Source organism: Jannaschia sp. W003 (genome assembly GCF_025144335.1).
In the GTDB taxonomy this organism is placed as follows: Bacteria; Pseudomonadota; Alphaproteobacteria; order Rhodobacterales; family Rhodobacteraceae; genus Jannaschia.
This window is the reverse complement of the sequence record NZ_CP083539.1, coordinates 1,616,518-1,632,525: the sequence shown is the minus strand read 5'-3', so window position 1 is coordinate 1,632,525 and position 16,008 is coordinate 1,616,518. Positions and strand designations below refer to the sequence as shown.

The window sequence follows — 16,008 nt, the reverse complement described above, 5'->3', positions numbered from 1 at the left end:
ACCATAGCCGCGGCGGGACGGAATGGAACGGACATTCCGCCGGACCGCGCCGGGCTGCGCCTCCGCGCACGACTGCGATCCCTCGTCCTTGCCGCCCGCCCCGCCGCCGCTAAGTCCCTGAGAACGCGGCAAGGAAGCGAGCCAGATGCACGACGGATCGAGCCCCATCGGAGACTCCGCCCCCTGGCCCGCGCTGCGCGAGGCCGCCGCGGCCGAGGACCGCGGGGCCCCGATCGCCGCGTCGGTGGACCGCCTGCTCGCCTCCGGAGAGCTCGATGCCGAGGAGCCGCGCGCCCTCGCCGCCGCTCTCGTGGCGGTGGCCGAGTGCAACCTGCCCCTCGCCCGCCTTGCCGAGGGCCACGTCAACGCCATCCGCCTCGTGCGCCACTTCGGCGGCACGGTCCGTCCCGGCCTCCACGGCGTCTGGGGCGCCGACGCGGACGCGCCCTGCACCGAGCAGGACGGCCGCCTGCGGGGCACCAAGCGCTTCGCATCGGGCCTCGGCACCGTGGCCCGCGCGCTCGTCACGGTCGGCGAGGGCGACACGGTGCGCCTCGCCGCCATCGACGCCTCGGACCCCGCGCGCCACCGCCCCGCCGCCTGGGACATGCTCGGCATGCGCGCCACCGTGTCGGGCGAGATCGTACTCGACGGGCTGCGGCCGGAGTGGCTGGGCGGCCCCGGCGACTACCTCGGCGAGCCGCGCTTCGTGGGGGGCGTCTGGCGCATCGCCGCGCTGCAATTGGGCGGCACGCTCGGGCTCCTGGGCGCCGCGCGCGACCGGCTGGCCGCGATGGGCCGCATGGACGCCGACGCGCAGGTCGCCCGCCTCGCGCCCCTCGTCGCCCGCGCCATGGCCGCCTTCGGGCTGGTGGAGCGCGCCGCCGAGACCGAGATGTGCCCCGGGGGCACCAATGACCCGGACCGCGCCGTGATGCTCTCGATCCAGGCGCGGCTCCTGACCGAGGACCTCGCGCAGGACGCCGTGGCCGCCACCGAGCGCGCCATCGGCCTGCAGCACTTCGCCGCCGGCTGCGAGACCGGCCGCCGCGCCCGCGACCTCGCCACCTACTGCCGCCAGGCCGCCCGCGACGCCTTCGAGCAGCGCGCGGGCCGCATCGCGCTCGGGCGCGGCCCCCTCTCGGAGCTGTGGCATGGATGAGCTGCACGTCGCGCCCGCGCCGGTGCTGGTGCTCGCCCCCCACGCGGACGACGAGTCCCTCGGCTGCGGTCTCCTCCTCTCGGAGATCTGGCGTGGTGGCGGCGCGGCGCACGTGGCCTGCTTGACCGACGGGGCCGCCTCGCACCCGAACTCGCGCAGCCATCCCCCCGCGCGCATGGCCCGCCTGCGCGAGGAGGAGATGGCCCGCGCCGTGGGCCTGCTCGGCGGCACGCCGGGCGACGTCACCTTCCTGGGCCTCCCCGACGCCGCCCTCCACCGCGTCCACGGACCGGGCGCCGACCTCGCGCGCGACGTGACCGCGCTGGTGGACCGCCTCGACGCGGGAACCCTCGTCGCCCCCTCGCCGCTCGACCCCCACTGCGACCACGAAGCCGGCGCCCTCGCCGCCCGTGCCGTCGCGGCCGGGCGCCCGGGCCTGCGCCTCCTGTTCTACCCCGTGTGGTCGCGCTGGACCGCCCCGGGCCGCGTGGCGCCCGTCCCCGCGGGCACCCGCCCCTTCCGCTGGAGCCGGGGCCGCCGCCACGACAAGCGCGCAGCCATCTACGCCCACGCCAGCCAGATGGGCCGCGTGGTGCGCGACGACCCCGACGGCTTCGCGATGCCCGAGGGCTTCGCCGAGGCCTTCGTGGACGCCCCCGAGACCTTCTTCGAGGTGCGCCCGTGAGCGCCGTCGACGCCCGCGCCCTGGAAGGCATCTACGCCGGCGGCGACGACCCGTGGGACTTCCGCACCTCGGCCTACGAGCAGCGCAAGTTCGAGGCCACCGCCGCCGCCCTGCCCCGCACGCGCTACCGCTCGGGGCTGGAGGTGGGCTGCGGCAACGGCGAGCTGGCCCGCCACCTCGCGCCCCGCTGCGACCGCTACGCCGGCCTCGACGCCGTGGACAGCGCGCTGGAGGCGGCGCGCCGCGCCGTGCCGGGGGCCGCGTTCCACCGGGGCTTCCTGCCGTGTGAGCTGCCGGACGGGGACCACGACCTCGTGGTCCTGTCCGAGGTGCTCTACTTCCTCGACGCCGGCGGCATCGACGCGCTGGCCGCGCAGATCGACCGGCGCTGGCCCGCCGCGGACGTGGTGTGCGTCACGTGGCGCGGGCCCTCGGGCAACCCGCTCGAGGGCGAGGCCGCGCTGGCGCTGTTCCTCGCCGCCGTCGAGGGGCGGACGGCCGCCACCGCCCGGCTGGAGCGCGGCTTCCGCATCGATGTGCTCTCGCCCTGCGCGGCGGACGGCTGGAGGGCGGCCGGGTGATCGCGGCCGTCGTCCCCGCCCGCGACGAGGCGGAGCGCATCGGCGCCGCCGTCGCCGCCCTGCGCCACGAGGGCGCCCGCGTCCTCGTGGTCGCCAACGCCTGCACCGACGACACCGCCGAGGTCGCGCGCCGCGGGGGCGCCGCGGTGTTGGAGACCCCCGCCCTGCCCGGCGGCGTGGGCGAGGCCCGCGCCGTGGGCTGCGCGGCGGCGCTGCAGCGGTGGCCGGCGGCCTCGATGCTCGCGACCTCGGACGCGGACTGCCGGGTGGCGCCGGGCGCCCTCGCCGCGCTCGCCCGCGCCCTGATCCTCGCCGATGCCGCCGCCGGCCGCGTGGTGCCCGACCCGCTAGAATTCGCCGCCCTGCCCGACGCGGTGCGCCGCCACGGGGACCTCGAGGACCTGCGCGACGCGCTGCTGGCCGAGATCGGCGCCCGCGCCGTGCCCGTGCCCCATGACCCGGCCCCGCGCCACGGCCAGGCCCCCGGCGCGCTGCTCGCCTTCCGCCCTGCCGCCTACCGCGCCGTGGGCGGCTTCGCGCCCCTGCGCTGCTCCGAGGACCGCGACATCGTGCGGCGGCTGTGCGTAGCGGGACTGCGCGTGGCCCATCCGTGGGACGCCGTAGTGCTGGCCTCGTGCCGCCTGGAGGGGCGCGCCCCGGGCGGCATGGCCGACACGATCGCCCACCGCGCCGCCTCGGACCTCGCGCCCGAGACCGCGCGGCTAGAGGTGCAATGCACCCGCCTCGCGCGCTTCGCCGAGGCCCTGCGCGCCGAGGGCCCCCGGGCGGCGGAGCGCTTGGCCGCGCTCGTGGCCGACCCGGTGCCCTCGGCCCTGGTCGCCTAGCCCAGCCGCAGCACCGCCGCCGCGCCGGCCGGGAGGCGGACCGGGCCATCCAACTCCACCTCGTGCGTGGCAAGCAGCACCTCGGCCACCGTGCCCACCTCCGCCGCGGCCGTCTCGCCCCCGAGGTTCATCGCCACCGCGACGCGTTCGTCGCCCTCGACCCGCACCGTCACCAGCACCGATCCATGCGCCTCGACCCGCTCGTAGCGGCCCCGGCTCAGCGCGGGATGGGCCCGCCGCAGCCGCAGGAGCGCGCGATGCAGCTCCAGCATCGAGCCGTCGCAGCCCGCCTGCCCCGCCACCGTGTCCTCGGCCCCGTGCGCGCCGACGGGAAGCCACGGCTCCACGCCCTCGGCGCAGAAGCCGGCGTTCGGGGCGATATCCCAGCGCATCGGCGTGCGGCACGGGTCGCGCCCCTCGCCCAGGCCCGGCATGTTGCGCTCCCACGGGTCGCGCACGCGGTCGGGCGGGATGGCGACGTCCTCTGTCCCCAACTCGTCGCCGTAGTAGAGCGTCGGCGTGCCCCGCAGCGCCGCCAGCAGCAGCACGGCGGCCAGCTTCGCGCGCTCCGGGCCGATGCGGGTGGCGATGCGGCTCTGGTCGTGGTTGCCCAGCACCCAGTTCGGCCAGCCGCCCGGGGGCAGGTGCGACTCGTACTCGCGGATCAGCGCGGCCAGCGGCGCCGCCTTCCACGTGGTCGAGATCAGCGCGAAGTTGAACGGCAGGTGCACGCCCGAGCCGTTGTCGCCGTAGTAGGCCACGAGCCGCTCGTACGGCAGGTAGATCTCGCCCACGAGCAGGCGATGGCCCATCTCCTCGGCGAGCCGACGCATCGGCTCCACCACCAGCGGCATGATTTCGGGCTGGTCGGTGGAGTGGACCGGGATCACCGCGTCGAAGGGCGGCTGGGTCTCGGGGTCGTAGTCGGGGTTCTCGGGGTCGTCGCGGAAGGCGGCGTCCTTGATGCAGTGGTAGAGCACGTCGATGCGGAAGCCGTCGACGCCCCGCTCGAACCAGAAGCGCATGGCACCGAGCATGGCCTCGCGCACCAATGGGTTGCGCCAGTTCAGGTCGGGCTGCTCGGGCAGGAACTTGTGCAGGTAGTACTGCCCCGTCGCCTCGTCCCACGCCCAAGCCGGCCCGCCCGAGCTGCTCTGCCAGTTGTTCGGCACGCCGCCGTCCGGCGCGGGGTCGCGCCAGATGTACCAGTCGCGCTTAGAGTTCTCGCGCGACGACCGCGACTCCGTGAACCAGGGATGCCGGTCCGAGGAGTGGTTCGGCACGAAGTCGAGCAGCATCTTCAGCCCCAGCCCGTGCGCCTCGGCCAGCACGGCGTCGAAGTCGTCGAGCGTGCCGAACAGCGGGTCGATGCCGGTGTAGTCGGCCACGTCGTAGCCGAAGTCGGCCATGGGCGAGGGGTAGATCGGACTGATCCACACCGCGTCCGCGCCGAGCTCGGCGACGTGGGCGAGGCGCTGGCGGATGCCGGGCAGGTCGCCCACGCCGTCGCCGTCGGTGTCCTGGAAGCTGCGGGGGTAGATCTGGTAGATGACGGCCTCGCGCCACCAGCCTTCGTCGCGGTCGGTCATGGGGTCTCCTTCGTGGCTGCGACGGGAGGGGGCTCTGCCCGTCCGCAGGCGGATCGGTCCGCCGGACCGATCCCGGGAAGCCTGCGGACCCCCCGAGGTATCTTCGGCAAGATGAGGGAGGGTCAGCGGCGTTCGCCGCCCTCGCGGAACCAGCGGAAGCCGTGGGGCTCCAGCGCGACCGGGGCGCCGGGCGCGGGAGCCTCGCAGTCCTCGCTCGACAGGAGGACCACGAGGGGCTTCTCGGCCTCCACAGCGATCTCGGCACCTTCGCCGCCCAAGTCGTGGAGCGTGACCACGGACTCGCCCTGCCACGTGCAACGCAGGGCGAGCACCGCGTCCGGTGACGGAAGGATCTCCCACGAGCCCCACCCGATCTCCGGGCAGGCGCGGCGCACGCGGACCATGCGGCCCACCGTCTCCAGCAGCGAGTCCGAATGCCCCCGCTGCGCAGCCACGTTCGCCTCGGGGTAGCCGCAGGGCCCCTCCTCGGCCACGGGACGGACCAGATCGCCATCGGTCGTGCTGAAGCCCGCGTTCGGGGCGTCGGCCCACTGCATCGGCGTGCGGACCGGCGAGCGCTCCGAGAGGTCCAGCCGCTCGCCCATGCCGATCTCGTCGCCGTACCACATCACCGGTGCCCCCGGCAGCGCGTAGAGCAGCGCATGCGCCAGCTTCAGGCGCGCCGCGTCCCCGCCCAGCATCGGCGCCAGCCGCCGCCGCACCCCGCGCCCGTAGACGCGCATGCTCTCCTCGGGGGCGAGGGCCTCGAAGCACTCCTCGCGCTCGGCCTCGCTCAACTTGTCGAGGCTCAGCTCGTCGTGGTTGCGAAGGAACACCGCCCACTGGGCGTGCACCGGCATCGGCGAGGGCCGCGAGCGCAGCGCCTCGCGCACCGGCTCGGCCGAGCCGCGGACCAATCCCAGCCACATCCGCTGGTTCAGGGGGAAGTCGAACACCATGTGCATGCGCTCGTCGGTGTCGAACTCGCGGCCGCCGAAGTACTCGGGCACCTGCGCGCGCTCCACGTTGGCCTCGGCCAGCAGGATCGCGCCCGCCCGCCGCCAGGCGAGGAAGTCGCGCATCTCCGACAGGAGCAGCTCCGGCTCTCGTTCGGGTTCTTCCTTCAGGCCCTTGTACTCGATCAGGAACGGCACCGCGTCGACGCGGAAGCCCTCGACCCCCAGCTCCAGCCAGTAGCCCATGATGCGCATGATCTCCTCGCGCACGGCGGGGTTGGCGATGTTGAGGTCGGCCTGGTGGGCGTAGAAGCGGTGCATGTACCACGCGCCCGCCGCCTCGTCGAAGGTCCAGACCGCCTCCTGCACGCCGGGGAAGATGATGCCCTCGGCGATGTCCTCGGGCTTCTCCTCGGACCAGACGTACCAGTCGCGGAACGGGCTGTCCTTCGACGAGCGCGCCGACTGGAACCACGGATGGTCCGTGGAGGTGTGGTTGCACACGAGGTCCACGAGCAGCTTCATGCCCCGCTCGCGCGCCGCCCGCGCGAACTCCACGAAGCCGCCCGGATTCCCGAGCCGCGGGTCGACCCCGTAGAAGTCGCTCACGTCGTAGCCGTTGTCGCGGTTCGGCGTGGGGTAGAACGGGTTGAGCCAGATCGCCGTGACGCCTAGCGTCTCGAGGTGGTCGAGCCGGTCCGTCAGTCCGTCAAAGTCCCCCACCCCGTCGCCGTTCCGGTCCATGAAAGTCTCGACGTCGAGACAGTAGATCACCGCGTTCTTGTACCAAAGGTCGAGCATGGGGCCTCCGTCCATTGCGCAGACACATAGCGGACGGGGCGGAACTGGCGAGCGGTCCCCGGCGCTAATGCCCCGAGACCGCGGGGGATCCATGCCTGAACACCGAGAGACCGTCGTCATCACCGGCGCCGACGGCGCCATCGGCACCGCGCTGGCAGAGCGGCTCGCGGGCCGGTACCGCATCGTCGGCCTGACCCACGAGGGCGGCGACGGCACCGTGCCGTGCGACGTGACCGATGACGCCAGCGTCCGCCGCGCCGTCGAGACGGTGGCGCAGCGCTCCGGCGGGCGGGTGGCCTCCGTGGTCCACCTCGCGGGCTACTACGACTTCACCGGCGAGGACGACCCGCTCTACCACGAGGTCAACGAGGCCGGCACGCGCCGCCTCCTGCGCGCCCTGAGCGCCGGGCCGGTGGAGGTGGAGCAGTTCCTCTACGCCGGCACCATGCTCGTCCACGAGGCCGGCGCGCCGGGCGAGCGCATCGACGAGAGCGCCCCCGAGGACCCCTCCTGGGCCTATCCCGAGTCGAAGGCGCGCACGGAACGGATCATCTGCGAGGAGGCCGGCACGATCCGCCCCCTCTTCCTCCACCTCGCGGGCCTCTACGACGAGGAGACGGCGGTCCCGACGCTCTCTCACCAGATCGCCCGCGTCTACGAGCGCGAGATCAAGAGCCACGTTTACGCCGGCGATGCCGAGGCCGGGCAGGCCTTCGTGCACCAAGACGACATGCTCGCCGCCTTCGAGGCCGCCATCGAGCGGCGCGCGGCGCTCGATCCGAACGAGGTGATCCTCGTCGGCGAGCCGGATGCGGTCAGCTACGAGGAACTGCAGGAACGTCTCGGCCGTCTGATCCACGGCGAGGACCACTGGCAGACCCTCGCCGCCCCGAAGCCGCTGGCCAAGGTCGGCGCCGCACTGGAGACCGCGGCCGAGCCGGCGATCCCCGACGCCTTCGACCAGGGGCAGAAGCCGTTCATCCGGCCCTTCATGATCGACCTCGCCTCGGACCACTACGCGCTCGACGTCTCGAAGGCCCGCCGCCTGCTCGGCTGGCGCCCCCGCCGCCGCATCCGCGACGCGCTGCCGGAGCTGGTGGCGGCGCTGAAGCGCGACCCGATGGCGTGGTACGAGGCCAACCACATCACGCCCCCGGTCTGGCTGGAGTCGGCCGCCGAGCGCGTGGACGACGTGGAGGCCCTGCGGGCGGGCGCCGAGGCCGACTACCGCCGCGACCACCGCCAGTTCCTCTGGGCGCATTGCACCAACGCCGCGCTCGGCGCGTGGCTCGTGGTCTCGCCGCCGATGCTGGGGCTCGACCCCGCGCTCGGCTGGACCAACGTCGTCCTCGGCCTCCTCCTGATCGGCGCGGGCCTCGCGTCCTGCTCCTGGCGCCTGCCCTGGGGGCGCTGGGCGGCGGCGGGCCTCGGCGTGCTCGTCCTCTTCGCGCCCCTCGTCTGGCACCCCGGCACCGGCACGGGCTGGCTACAGGGGGTGCTGGTCGGCCTCGCTGCCATGAGCCTCGCCGTCGCCACGCCCCCCGCCATCGGCGTCTCGCCCGTGGCGCGGCGCACGGGGCCGACCATCCCGCCGGGCTGGGACTACTCGCCCTCGGACTGGTTCCAGCGCATCCCCGTGATCGCGCTGGCGCTGGTGGGCCTCGGCTTCTCCTACTACCTCACCGCCTACCAGATCGAGGCGATCCCCGGCGTCTGGGATCCGTTCTTCCCCGCCTCCGAGGGCCGCGACCCGAGCTTGAACGGCACCGAGGACATCGTGACCTCGTCGGTCTCCGAGGCCTGGCCCGTGCCGGACGCGGGCATCGGAGCGCTGACCTACGCGCTGGAGATCGTGGTGGGCCTCGTGGGCACGGCGCGGCGCTGGCGGACCATGCCGTGGCTGGTGGTGCTGTTCGGGATGATGATCGTCCCCTTGGGCGTGGTCTCGATCGGCTTCATCATCATCCAGCCCATCGTGATCGGCACCTACTCCACGCTCGCCCTGATCGGAGCAGCGGCGATGGTGCTGCAGATCCCCTTCTCGCTCGACGAGCTGGTGGCCACGGGGCAGTTCCTCGTGCGCCGCCACCGCGCGGGGCGCCCGTGGCTGCGGGTGTTCTTCACCGGCGACACCGACGAGGGCGCAGACGACATGCGCGACGACGACTTCGCGCGGCCGCCGGGGGTGATCGTGCGCGACATGCTCACGGGGGGCATGACGGTGCCGTGGACGCTGGCGGCCTCGGTCGGGGTCGGCATCGCGCTGATGGTCTCGCCGCTCTGGCTGGGCTGGCAGGAGGGCTCGCTCGCGCCCCACGCGCACGTGGTGGGCGCGCTGGCGATCGTGGTGGCGGTGTCGGCGATGGCGCCGGTGGCGCGACTGGCGCGGCTGGCGAACGTCGCCCTCGCGGCGTGGCTGGTCTGGGCGCCGTTCCAGGTGGACGCCGCGCTGCTGCCGGCGGCCTTCGCGTGGGCCTGCGCGGTGGCGCTGGCGGCGCTCGCGATCCCGCGCGGGGATGTGGGCGGACAGCGCTACGGCTCGTGGGACCGGTGGATTCGGTAAGCGCGGAGCGGGGCGCGATGCCAGCCGCGGAATGCGTCGCATTCGCGGAAGTTGCCGACTGGCAAAAACAAGTTAACGCAGCGCCACGCCCCGGCCTCGCGCCGGGGCCCCTGGTTGCCGCAAGCGCTCCCGTTGCGGAGCGAAGCGCGGGTCGAAGGCAGAGGCCCCGGCTCAAGGCCGGGGCGCGGCGCGCCCTCCCCTCACCGAAGGAAGAACAGCAGCACCAGCCCCGCCGCGTAGGTCGTCACCACCGCCCAGCTGTCGATCCCGAGCCGCCCCACCGTCTCGTCGCGCCGCTCGATCAGGCCGGCCACGTAGAACAGCGTCACCACCACGCCCAAGGCTGCGGCCACCTGAGAGAACACCCCCACCTCGTTCAGCACCGGCGGCCCGTCGTAGGCGAGGTCCACCGCGAAGATCAGCGCGAAGTCGAAGATGTTGGTGCCGAAGATGTCGCCGAACGCCATCGAGTAGCGCCTGCGCCGCACCGCCGCCGTGAGCGTCGAGATCTCGGGCAGCGAGGTCACGAGGCCCAGCAGGGTCACCCCGATGAAGGCGCCGCCCAGCCCCGACTGCTCGGCCACCGCCTCGGCGGCCTGCGAGACCACGACGCCCGCCGCGAGGATCACCGCGGCGCAGATGCTCGTCCACCTGACGGCCTCGCGCAGGCCGACGTCGCGCGGGTCCGCCTCGGGGCCGAGGTCGGGCATGCGCTTGGCCTCCCAGCCCGGCGGATGCGAGCTCTCCTCGCGCGAGATGAACCACATGAACAGGATCGAAGCGACGAACAGCCCGAGGCTCCACGCCCCCGCCCCGAACACGGCCACGTCCCCCACCGACACGGCGGCGATGGCGACCGAGAACAGCAGCGCCCCGAACACGCCCTGCAGCAGCACGATGGGGTGGCCGATCATAAAGCTCAGCGCCCGCCCGCCGAGCACCCAGTCGCCGATGGCGAGCACAAGCACCTGAAGGGCGATCGAGCCGAACAGGTTGTTCACAGCGATGTCGGCGTTGCCGCCGAAGCCCGCCGAGAGCGACACGCCGATCTCGGGAAGCGAGGTGATCCCGCCTAGCAGCAGCATCCCGACGAAGGCCGAGCCCATCCCGGTGATGCGCGCGATGTCGTCGGCGTAGCCCGCGAGCCGCGTGCCGGCCCACCACACGGCGGCGCCGCCTGCGGCGATGATCGCGAGGTTCACCAACATCGGGAGTGCGGCGAAGTCGGGCATTCAGCGGTCCTCCGGATCAAACCCCCGCGGCGGAAGCGCGGCGTAGTAGGCGGCGAGCGCGGCGATCTCGCCGTCCGACAGGTCCCGCGCGGCCGCGGTCATCAGGTGCGACCGGGCGCCGCCGCCGCGCGCGCCGTCGCGCCAGAGGCGGAGCTGGGCGGCGAGGTAGCCCTCGTGCTGGCCGTTCAGGGCCGGGAACTCGGCCCGGGCCGGGCGCGTCGCGGCATCGCCGTGGCACGAGGCGCAGGACGGGTCGTCGAGCGTGCCCCGCTTGGCCAGCGCCTCGCCCGCCTCGGCGAGCGCGGGGTCGGGTCCGGGGCCGGAGGGCCCCACGGGCAGGGCGCCGAAGCGCGCGGCCATCGCGCCGAGGTCTGCCTCGGAGACTTCCGTGGCGGCGTGCTGCATGTAGCCCGAGCGGCGCAGGCCGGTGCGGTAAGCCTCCAGCGACATCGCCAAGTAGGACGCGCCGAGGATGTCGAGGCGCGGCACGTACGGCCCAAGCCGCCCCACTCCGTCGGTGCCGTGGCAGCCGGCGCAGTAGCCCCACGTTCCCTCCGCCGGCGCCTCGGTAAGCGCGGCGTAACCCTCCGCGTCCATGTCGCGCACCGCCTCCAGGAAGGCGACCGCCGACCACGGCTCGTCGGCGCGGTGGCCGGGCCAGGCGGGCATGCCGCTCATCTTCACGCCCTCGCGCAGGATCCAGTGCAGGTGCCGGGGCGCCCAGTTCTCGACCGCTCGCGTGACGTGCGGCGGCTCGGGGCGCATGGCCTCCTGCGTCGCCGTCCGCCGCTCGCCGGGCGCGGCGTGGCACTGGCGGCAGGCGGCGTCGAAGTGGCGCGCGCCGAGGCCGATGCGGGCGCCCGCCATGAGGTCCGCCGGGATGGCAGCCTCGGGCGGCGCTCGCAGGCGCACGGCCTGCCGGTAGGTCGTGTGCAGCGCCCAACGCGTAGGCGGCAGGTGCGGCGCGTCGGCGGAGACGTTGTAGAGCCCGAACGCCACCGTGGCACCGCCCGCGAGGCCGGCCAGCATGGCGAGGATCGCCAGCACCTCCAGCCGGGGGTGCCGGTGCAGCCATCCGAGGGCGCGGCGCAGGCGGGTCATGCCGGCTCCAGGGCGCGGCGCGCGAGCAAGAGGCCGCCCGCGAGGTAGCATGGGGTGACGGTGGCCAACATCAGCATCGCTCCCACCGCCTGCGCGTCGAGGGTGGCGCCGGGGTAGAGGACGCGAGGGGCGAGCAGGATCGCGGCGCCGAGCATGGTCATGTGGACCATCGTTCCGAGCAGCGCGGCGGTTCCCGCCAGCGGGCGTGCCGTGTAGGCGCTCCACCAGACGAGGAGGCCCGCGCCGAGGAACGTCGCCTGCTCCAGCGCGCGCAAGGCCGGCGAGGCCATCGTTGCCGCGTGCGCCCCCGGCAGGTGCCAGCCCCACGCGGCGGCGAACTCGAGCCCGGCGGCCAATGCCACGGGCGGTGCCCAGGTGCCGGGCAGCGCGAGGGCCACGAGGGCGGGCACGACCGAGACCAGGGCGGCGTGGCGCAGCATGTGGGCCTCGAAGCCGTGGAAGGGGGCGAGCCAGAGCGCGAGCGCGATAGCGGCGCCGAGAGTGGCGAGGGCTACACGCATGTGCGGATCACCAAGACGGGCAGCGCGGTGTAGATCACCCCGACGAAGGAGATCACGGCCAGCAGCAGCGCGGCGTGGCCGAGGAACTCGTGGCGGCCCTCCTCCTCCTCGACCAGATCGACGGCCACCTCGCGCAGGCCCCGCTGGGCGGTGGCGTTCCACTGCCCGAACGCGCGCCAGCCGGTCCAGGCGATGAGCGCGAGGGCCACCAATCCGAACAGCGCCACGGCGATGCGGAAGCCGCCGATGGGCTCCAGCTCGCTGCCGAACTTGGCGCAGTAGACGGCCACGGCGGCGTAGGAGCCGGCGAAGTGGACGGCCCAGATGGTCGGGGCAATGGCGATACGGAACAGCGAGCCGGTCTCGGCGGTGAACTCCTCGCCCTCCTCGTGGGGGCCGGGGCTTTGGCGCGCGCTCACAGGAGCCTCGGGGCGATGCCCAGCACGGCCGCCGTCACCAGCACGGTGAGGGCGGCGAAGTGCCAGAAGAGCGTGACGTTGCGCAGGTCGGCGTCGTGGCTGGGCGTCATCTTCCCGAAGACCGAGCCGGCGAGGCAGTAGAGCTGCATGACCGCGCCCAGCAGGAGGTGGGCGACCAGCCAGACCGCCAGCGCCCAGAGGATCGCCGGGTAGACGTGGGCGACGGGGTCGAGGGGCCAGACGGCGAGCACGGCGGCGCCGGCGGCGAGGAGGGTCGCGACGGGGGCCGCGACGAGGGCGGCGCGGGCGTGGGCGACGCGCCCCGCCGCGTTCCACTCGCGCGCGGCCACGGTCAGCGCCCAGGAGGCAGCCCCGAGGACGGCCGAGGCGGCCACGGCCCAGGGGACGGCATGGAGGGCGCCCTCGGGCGGGAAGTCGGGGCGCGCGGTCCAGAAGAAGAAGAACCCGAAGACGAGCGAGGCGAAGGCCGTCGCGTCCCCGAGCATGGTGATCCAGACGCCCCACCAGCCCACCGCGTCGGGGCCGGAAGCGTAGGTGGGCAGGCGCAGGCCGAGGCCGGCGTCCTTGGTCTCGGCCTCGGGCACCTGCGCGGTGGAGGTCCAGAGCCAGTAGATGACGCAGGCCCCCGCAAGCACGCCGCAGACCGCCGCCAGCACGTAGATCTTGAACACCGGCAGGATGAACGCGCCTCCGGTGAAGGCGGCGGCCCAGAGCGTGATCCAGGCCGGCCCCGTGACGCGCTGCACCTGGATGGGCCGCGCGTCGATCACGGAGGTCACCAGCGTCTCGCGCTTCATCTCGGCGGCATCCGGCAGGTAGTAGCGGCCCGCGTCGATGCGGGCGAGCATCTCGGGCTGCTCCCAGAGCGGGTAGCGGGTGTGGACGTAAGGAATGGAGCGGATGCCCCAGGCCTCGTCGGGCACGTCGTGGGTCCACTCGAGCGTGCCCGCGCCCCAGGGGTTGCGCTCGATCTGCGGCTGGTCGGACTTCGGGCGCAGCACGTCCCAGACGAACACAAGGAAGCCCGCCGCCGTCAGGTAGGCGCCGGCGGTGCTGACGAGGTTCACCCAGTCCCAGCCCATGCCCGCGGGGTAGGTCCAGACGCGGCGCGGCATGCCGGCCAGCCCGGTCCAGTGCATGGGCAGGAAGGTGACGTTCATGCCCACGAACAGGAGCCAGAAGGACCAGCGGCCCAGACGCTCGGACAGCATCCGCTTCGCGAAGAACGGGAAGAAGTAATAGACCCCCGCCACCACCGGGAAGATCATGCCGCCGAACAGCGTGTAGTGGAGGTGCGCCACCACGAAGTAGCTGTCGTGCACGGCCCAGTCGAAGGGGGCCAGCGCCACCATCACGCCCGTCAGCCCGCCCAGCGTGAAGATCGCGATGGCGCCCGCGAGCCAGAGCATCGGCAGCGTCGGGCGCACGTGGCCCACCATCAGCGTGGCCAGGAACGCGAAGAGCTGCACGCCGGTTGGGATCACCACCGCCTCGGAGGCAGCCGAGAAGAAGCCGAGGGAGATCGCGGGTAGGCCCGTCGTGAACATGTGGTGGACCCAGAGCCCGAAGCTCAGGAAGCCGGTGCCCACGGCCGAGAGGACGATCCACGAGTAGCCGACGATGGGGGTGCGCGCGACCGTGGGGATCACCATCGCGGCGATGGCGATCGAGGGCAGCATGACGATGTAGACCTCCGGGTGGCCGAAGATCCAGAACAGGTGCTGCCAGAGCAGCGGATCGCCGCCCCGCTCGGGGTCGAAGAACGGCCAGTCCTGCGAGCGCTGGAGCTCGAACAGGAAGTCGCCGGCGATGAGGGGCGGGAAGGCGAACAGGATCATGCCGCCCACCACCAGCACGTACCACGCGTAGAGCGGCATGAGGTTCACGCGCATGCCGGGGGGGCGGCACTTCAGGGTGCCCACGATCAGCTCGACGGCGGCGGCGATGGAGGCGACCTCGATGAACGACAGGCCCAGCAGCCAGATGTCGGAGCCGATGCCGAGGTCCTCGGTCGCCAGCGGCGGGTACATGAACCAGCCCGCCTTCGGGGCCGCGTCGAAGAGGAGCGAGCCGAGGACGAACACGCCGCCGATCAGGAAGCACCAGTAGCCGTAGGCCGACAGCCGCGGGAACGGCATGTCGCGCGCGCCGAGGAAGGCCGGCAGGATCAGGATCGAGATCGCCTCGAAGATCGGCACGGCGAAGAGGAACATCATCGCCGAGCCGTGCATCGTGAAGAACTGGTTGTAGCGGTCGGCGTCGAGGAGGCTGAGCTCGGGAAAGCTTAGCTGCGCGCGCATCGCCAGCGCCAACACGCCGGCGACGAGCATGAAGGCGAGGGCTGTGAGCGTGTACCACACGCCCACCTCGGTGTTGTTCACCGCCGACCAGTAGCGCCAGCCGGGAGGCTGCTTCCACACCTCGCGCAGGCGCGCCTTCTGGGCCTCCTGCAGCTCGGGGGGCACGGGCTGCTCAAGCAGGGCCTCGGGGGGCGGGAACGGCCCCGTGGGGGCGCGGGCGGCGATCGCCTCCTCGCGGGGGGTGCGGGGGCGGTGGGCGGCGGAGGGGTGGTCGGTGGCGGCGGTCACTGGAGGCCCTCCATGTAGGCGGCGAGCGCGGCGAGGTCGGACGCGGGAATGTGCGGGTAGGACGGCATCCGCACGCCGGGCTTCACGCGGTCGGTGTGAACGATCCAGCGGGCGAAGCCGGCCTCGTCGTTGGGCAGGAGGGCCGACAGGGACACGCGGGAGCCGACGTGGGTGAGGTCCGGCCCCACCCTGCCCCGCGCCTCGGTGCCGCGGATCGCATGGCAGGCGCCGCACCCTTCCGCGCGGAACACCTCGGCGCCGCGGCGGGCCTCGACGCCCTCGGGCGGACGGGCCGGAGCGGCCTCGGCCGCCAGCCACGCGGCGAAGTCATCGGGCTCCATCACCACGGTCTCGAAGGCCATCTGCGCGTGGGCCTCACCGCAGAACTCGGCGCACTGGCCACGGTACGTGCCCGGCTCGGTGGGGCGGTAGGAGGTGCGGTTCACGCGGCCCGGAATCAGGTCCATCTTGCCGCCAAGCGCGGGAACCCAGAAGCTGTGGATCACGCGCCCGGCGGTCAGCACGATCTCGGAGCGGGCGCCCGCGGGCAGGCGCACCTCGTTGGCGGAGACCACGGTGCCCTCCGGGGTCTCGTAATGGACGCGCCACCACCACTGCTCGCCCTGCACGTGGACCCGCAGGGCATCGCCCGGCGCGCGCATGTCGGGCATCAGGCCGAGGCCGAAGGTCAGGAGTGCGGCCAGCACGATCGCCGGAAACACCACGCCGCCGCCGACGATGATGCCCTCGGCCCACGCCCGGCTGAGCTTCCGCTGGCCGATGCGGGTGACGTAGAAGAACGCGCCGTTCAGCAGCAGCCACAGCACCACGGCGCCGCCCAGCATCCACCACCAGAGCGTGGCCAGCACCGCGGCGTCCTCGCCCGCCGGGGCGAGCACGGACTGGCGCCCCCCGCAGGCGGCGAGGAGGAGCGGGAGGAGGAT

General features: G+C 73.6%; 13 protein-coding genes. 5 read left to right on the top strand and 8 right to left on the bottom strand.

Features of this window, described 5'->3' with window-relative positions; translation table 11 throughout:
* Positions 1-145: 145 nt before the first annotated feature.
* Genes K3554_RS08040 through K3554_RS08025 form a run of 4 tightly spaced genes read left to right on the top strand, consistent with a single transcriptional unit; the run spans position 146 to position 3,273 of the window.
* The gene (locus K3554_RS08040; protein ID WP_259939049.1) at positions 146-1,162 is read left to right on the top strand and encodes an acyl-CoA dehydrogenase; all 1,017 of its coding nucleotides are present in this window, start codon (positions 146-148) and stop codon (positions 1,160-1,162) included.
* On the top strand, positions 1,155-1,847 hold the full coding sequence (locus K3554_RS08035) for a PIG-L deacetylase family protein (protein ID WP_259939046.1): 693 nt from the start codon (positions 1,155-1,157) through the stop codon (positions 1,845-1,847). The genes K3554_RS08040 and K3554_RS08035 overlap by 8 nt, the downstream gene beginning before the upstream one ends.
* Complete coding sequence (locus K3554_RS08030) at positions 1,844-2,428, top strand: nodulation S family protein (protein WP_259939043.1); 585 nt, start codon at positions 1,844-1,846, stop codon at positions 2,426-2,428. The genes K3554_RS08035 and K3554_RS08030 overlap by 4 nt, the downstream gene beginning before the upstream one ends.
* Positions 2,425-3,273 (top strand): glycosyltransferase family 2 protein, encoded by an 849-nt coding sequence (locus K3554_RS08025; RefSeq protein ID WP_259939040.1) that lies wholly within the window; start codon positions 2,425-2,427, stop codon positions 3,271-3,273. The genes K3554_RS08030 and K3554_RS08025 overlap by 4 nt, the downstream gene beginning before the upstream one ends.
* Here the strand turns inward: K3554_RS08025 and K3554_RS08020 are convergent.
* On the bottom strand, positions 3,270-4,862 hold the full coding sequence (locus K3554_RS08020) for an alpha-amylase family glycosyl hydrolase (protein WP_259939038.1): 1,593 nt from the start codon (positions 4,860-4,862) through the stop codon (positions 3,270-3,272). The two genes, K3554_RS08025 and K3554_RS08020, sit on opposite strands and share 4 nt — an antisense overlap.
* A 122-nt stretch (positions 4,863-4,984) precedes the next feature.
* A complete protein-coding gene (locus tag K3554_RS08015; RefSeq protein WP_259939036.1) occupies positions 4,985-6,619 on the bottom strand; it encodes an alpha-amylase family protein in 1,635 nt (544 codons plus the stop codon).
* A 91-nt stretch (positions 6,620-6,710) separates the two neighbouring features.
* Here K3554_RS08015 and K3554_RS08010 point away from each other — a divergent pair, with 91 nt between their 5' ends.
* Complete coding sequence (locus K3554_RS08010; RefSeq protein ID WP_259945713.1) at positions 6,711-9,182, top strand: NAD-dependent epimerase/dehydratase family protein; 2,472 nt, start codon at positions 6,711-6,713, stop codon at positions 9,180-9,182.
* Positions 9,183-9,382: 200 nt separating this feature from the next.
* Here K3554_RS08010 and K3554_RS08005 read toward each other — a convergent pair whose 3' ends face one another.
* From K3554_RS08005 to coxB, 6 genes are read right to left on the bottom strand one after another with little or no spacing between them, the layout of a single operon-like run.
* Complete coding sequence (locus K3554_RS08005) at positions 9,383-10,414, bottom strand: sodium:calcium antiporter (RefSeq protein WP_259945710.1); 1,032 nt, start codon at positions 10,412-10,414, stop codon at positions 9,383-9,385.
* Positions 10,415-11,515, bottom strand: a complete 1,101-nt coding sequence (locus K3554_RS08000) for a c-type cytochrome (RefSeq protein WP_259945709.1) — start codon at positions 11,513-11,515, stop codon at positions 10,415-10,417.
* On the bottom strand, positions 11,512-12,036 hold the full coding sequence (locus tag K3554_RS07995) for a cytochrome c oxidase assembly protein (RefSeq protein ID WP_259945708.1): 525 nt from the start codon (positions 12,034-12,036) through the stop codon (positions 11,512-11,514). Before K3554_RS07995 ends, K3554_RS08000 begins: the two co-directional genes overlap by 4 nt.
* Positions 12,027-12,455 (bottom strand): hypothetical protein, encoded by a 429-nt coding sequence (locus K3554_RS07990; RefSeq protein ID WP_259945706.1) that lies wholly within the window; start codon positions 12,453-12,455, stop codon positions 12,027-12,029. Before K3554_RS07990 ends, K3554_RS07995 begins: the two co-directional genes overlap by 10 nt.
* A complete protein-coding gene (ctaD, locus tag K3554_RS07985) occupies positions 12,452-15,001 on the bottom strand; it encodes a cytochrome c oxidase subunit I (RefSeq protein ID WP_259945835.1) in 2,550 nt (849 codons plus the stop codon). Before ctaD ends, K3554_RS07990 begins: the two co-directional genes overlap by 4 nt.
* Positions 15,002-15,060: 59 nt before the next feature.
* On the bottom strand, positions 15,061-15,963 hold the full coding sequence (gene coxB, locus K3554_RS07980) for a cytochrome c oxidase subunit II (RefSeq protein WP_259945704.1): 903 nt from the start codon (positions 15,961-15,963) through the stop codon (positions 15,061-15,063).
* Positions 15,964-16,008: the final 45 nt, after the last annotated feature.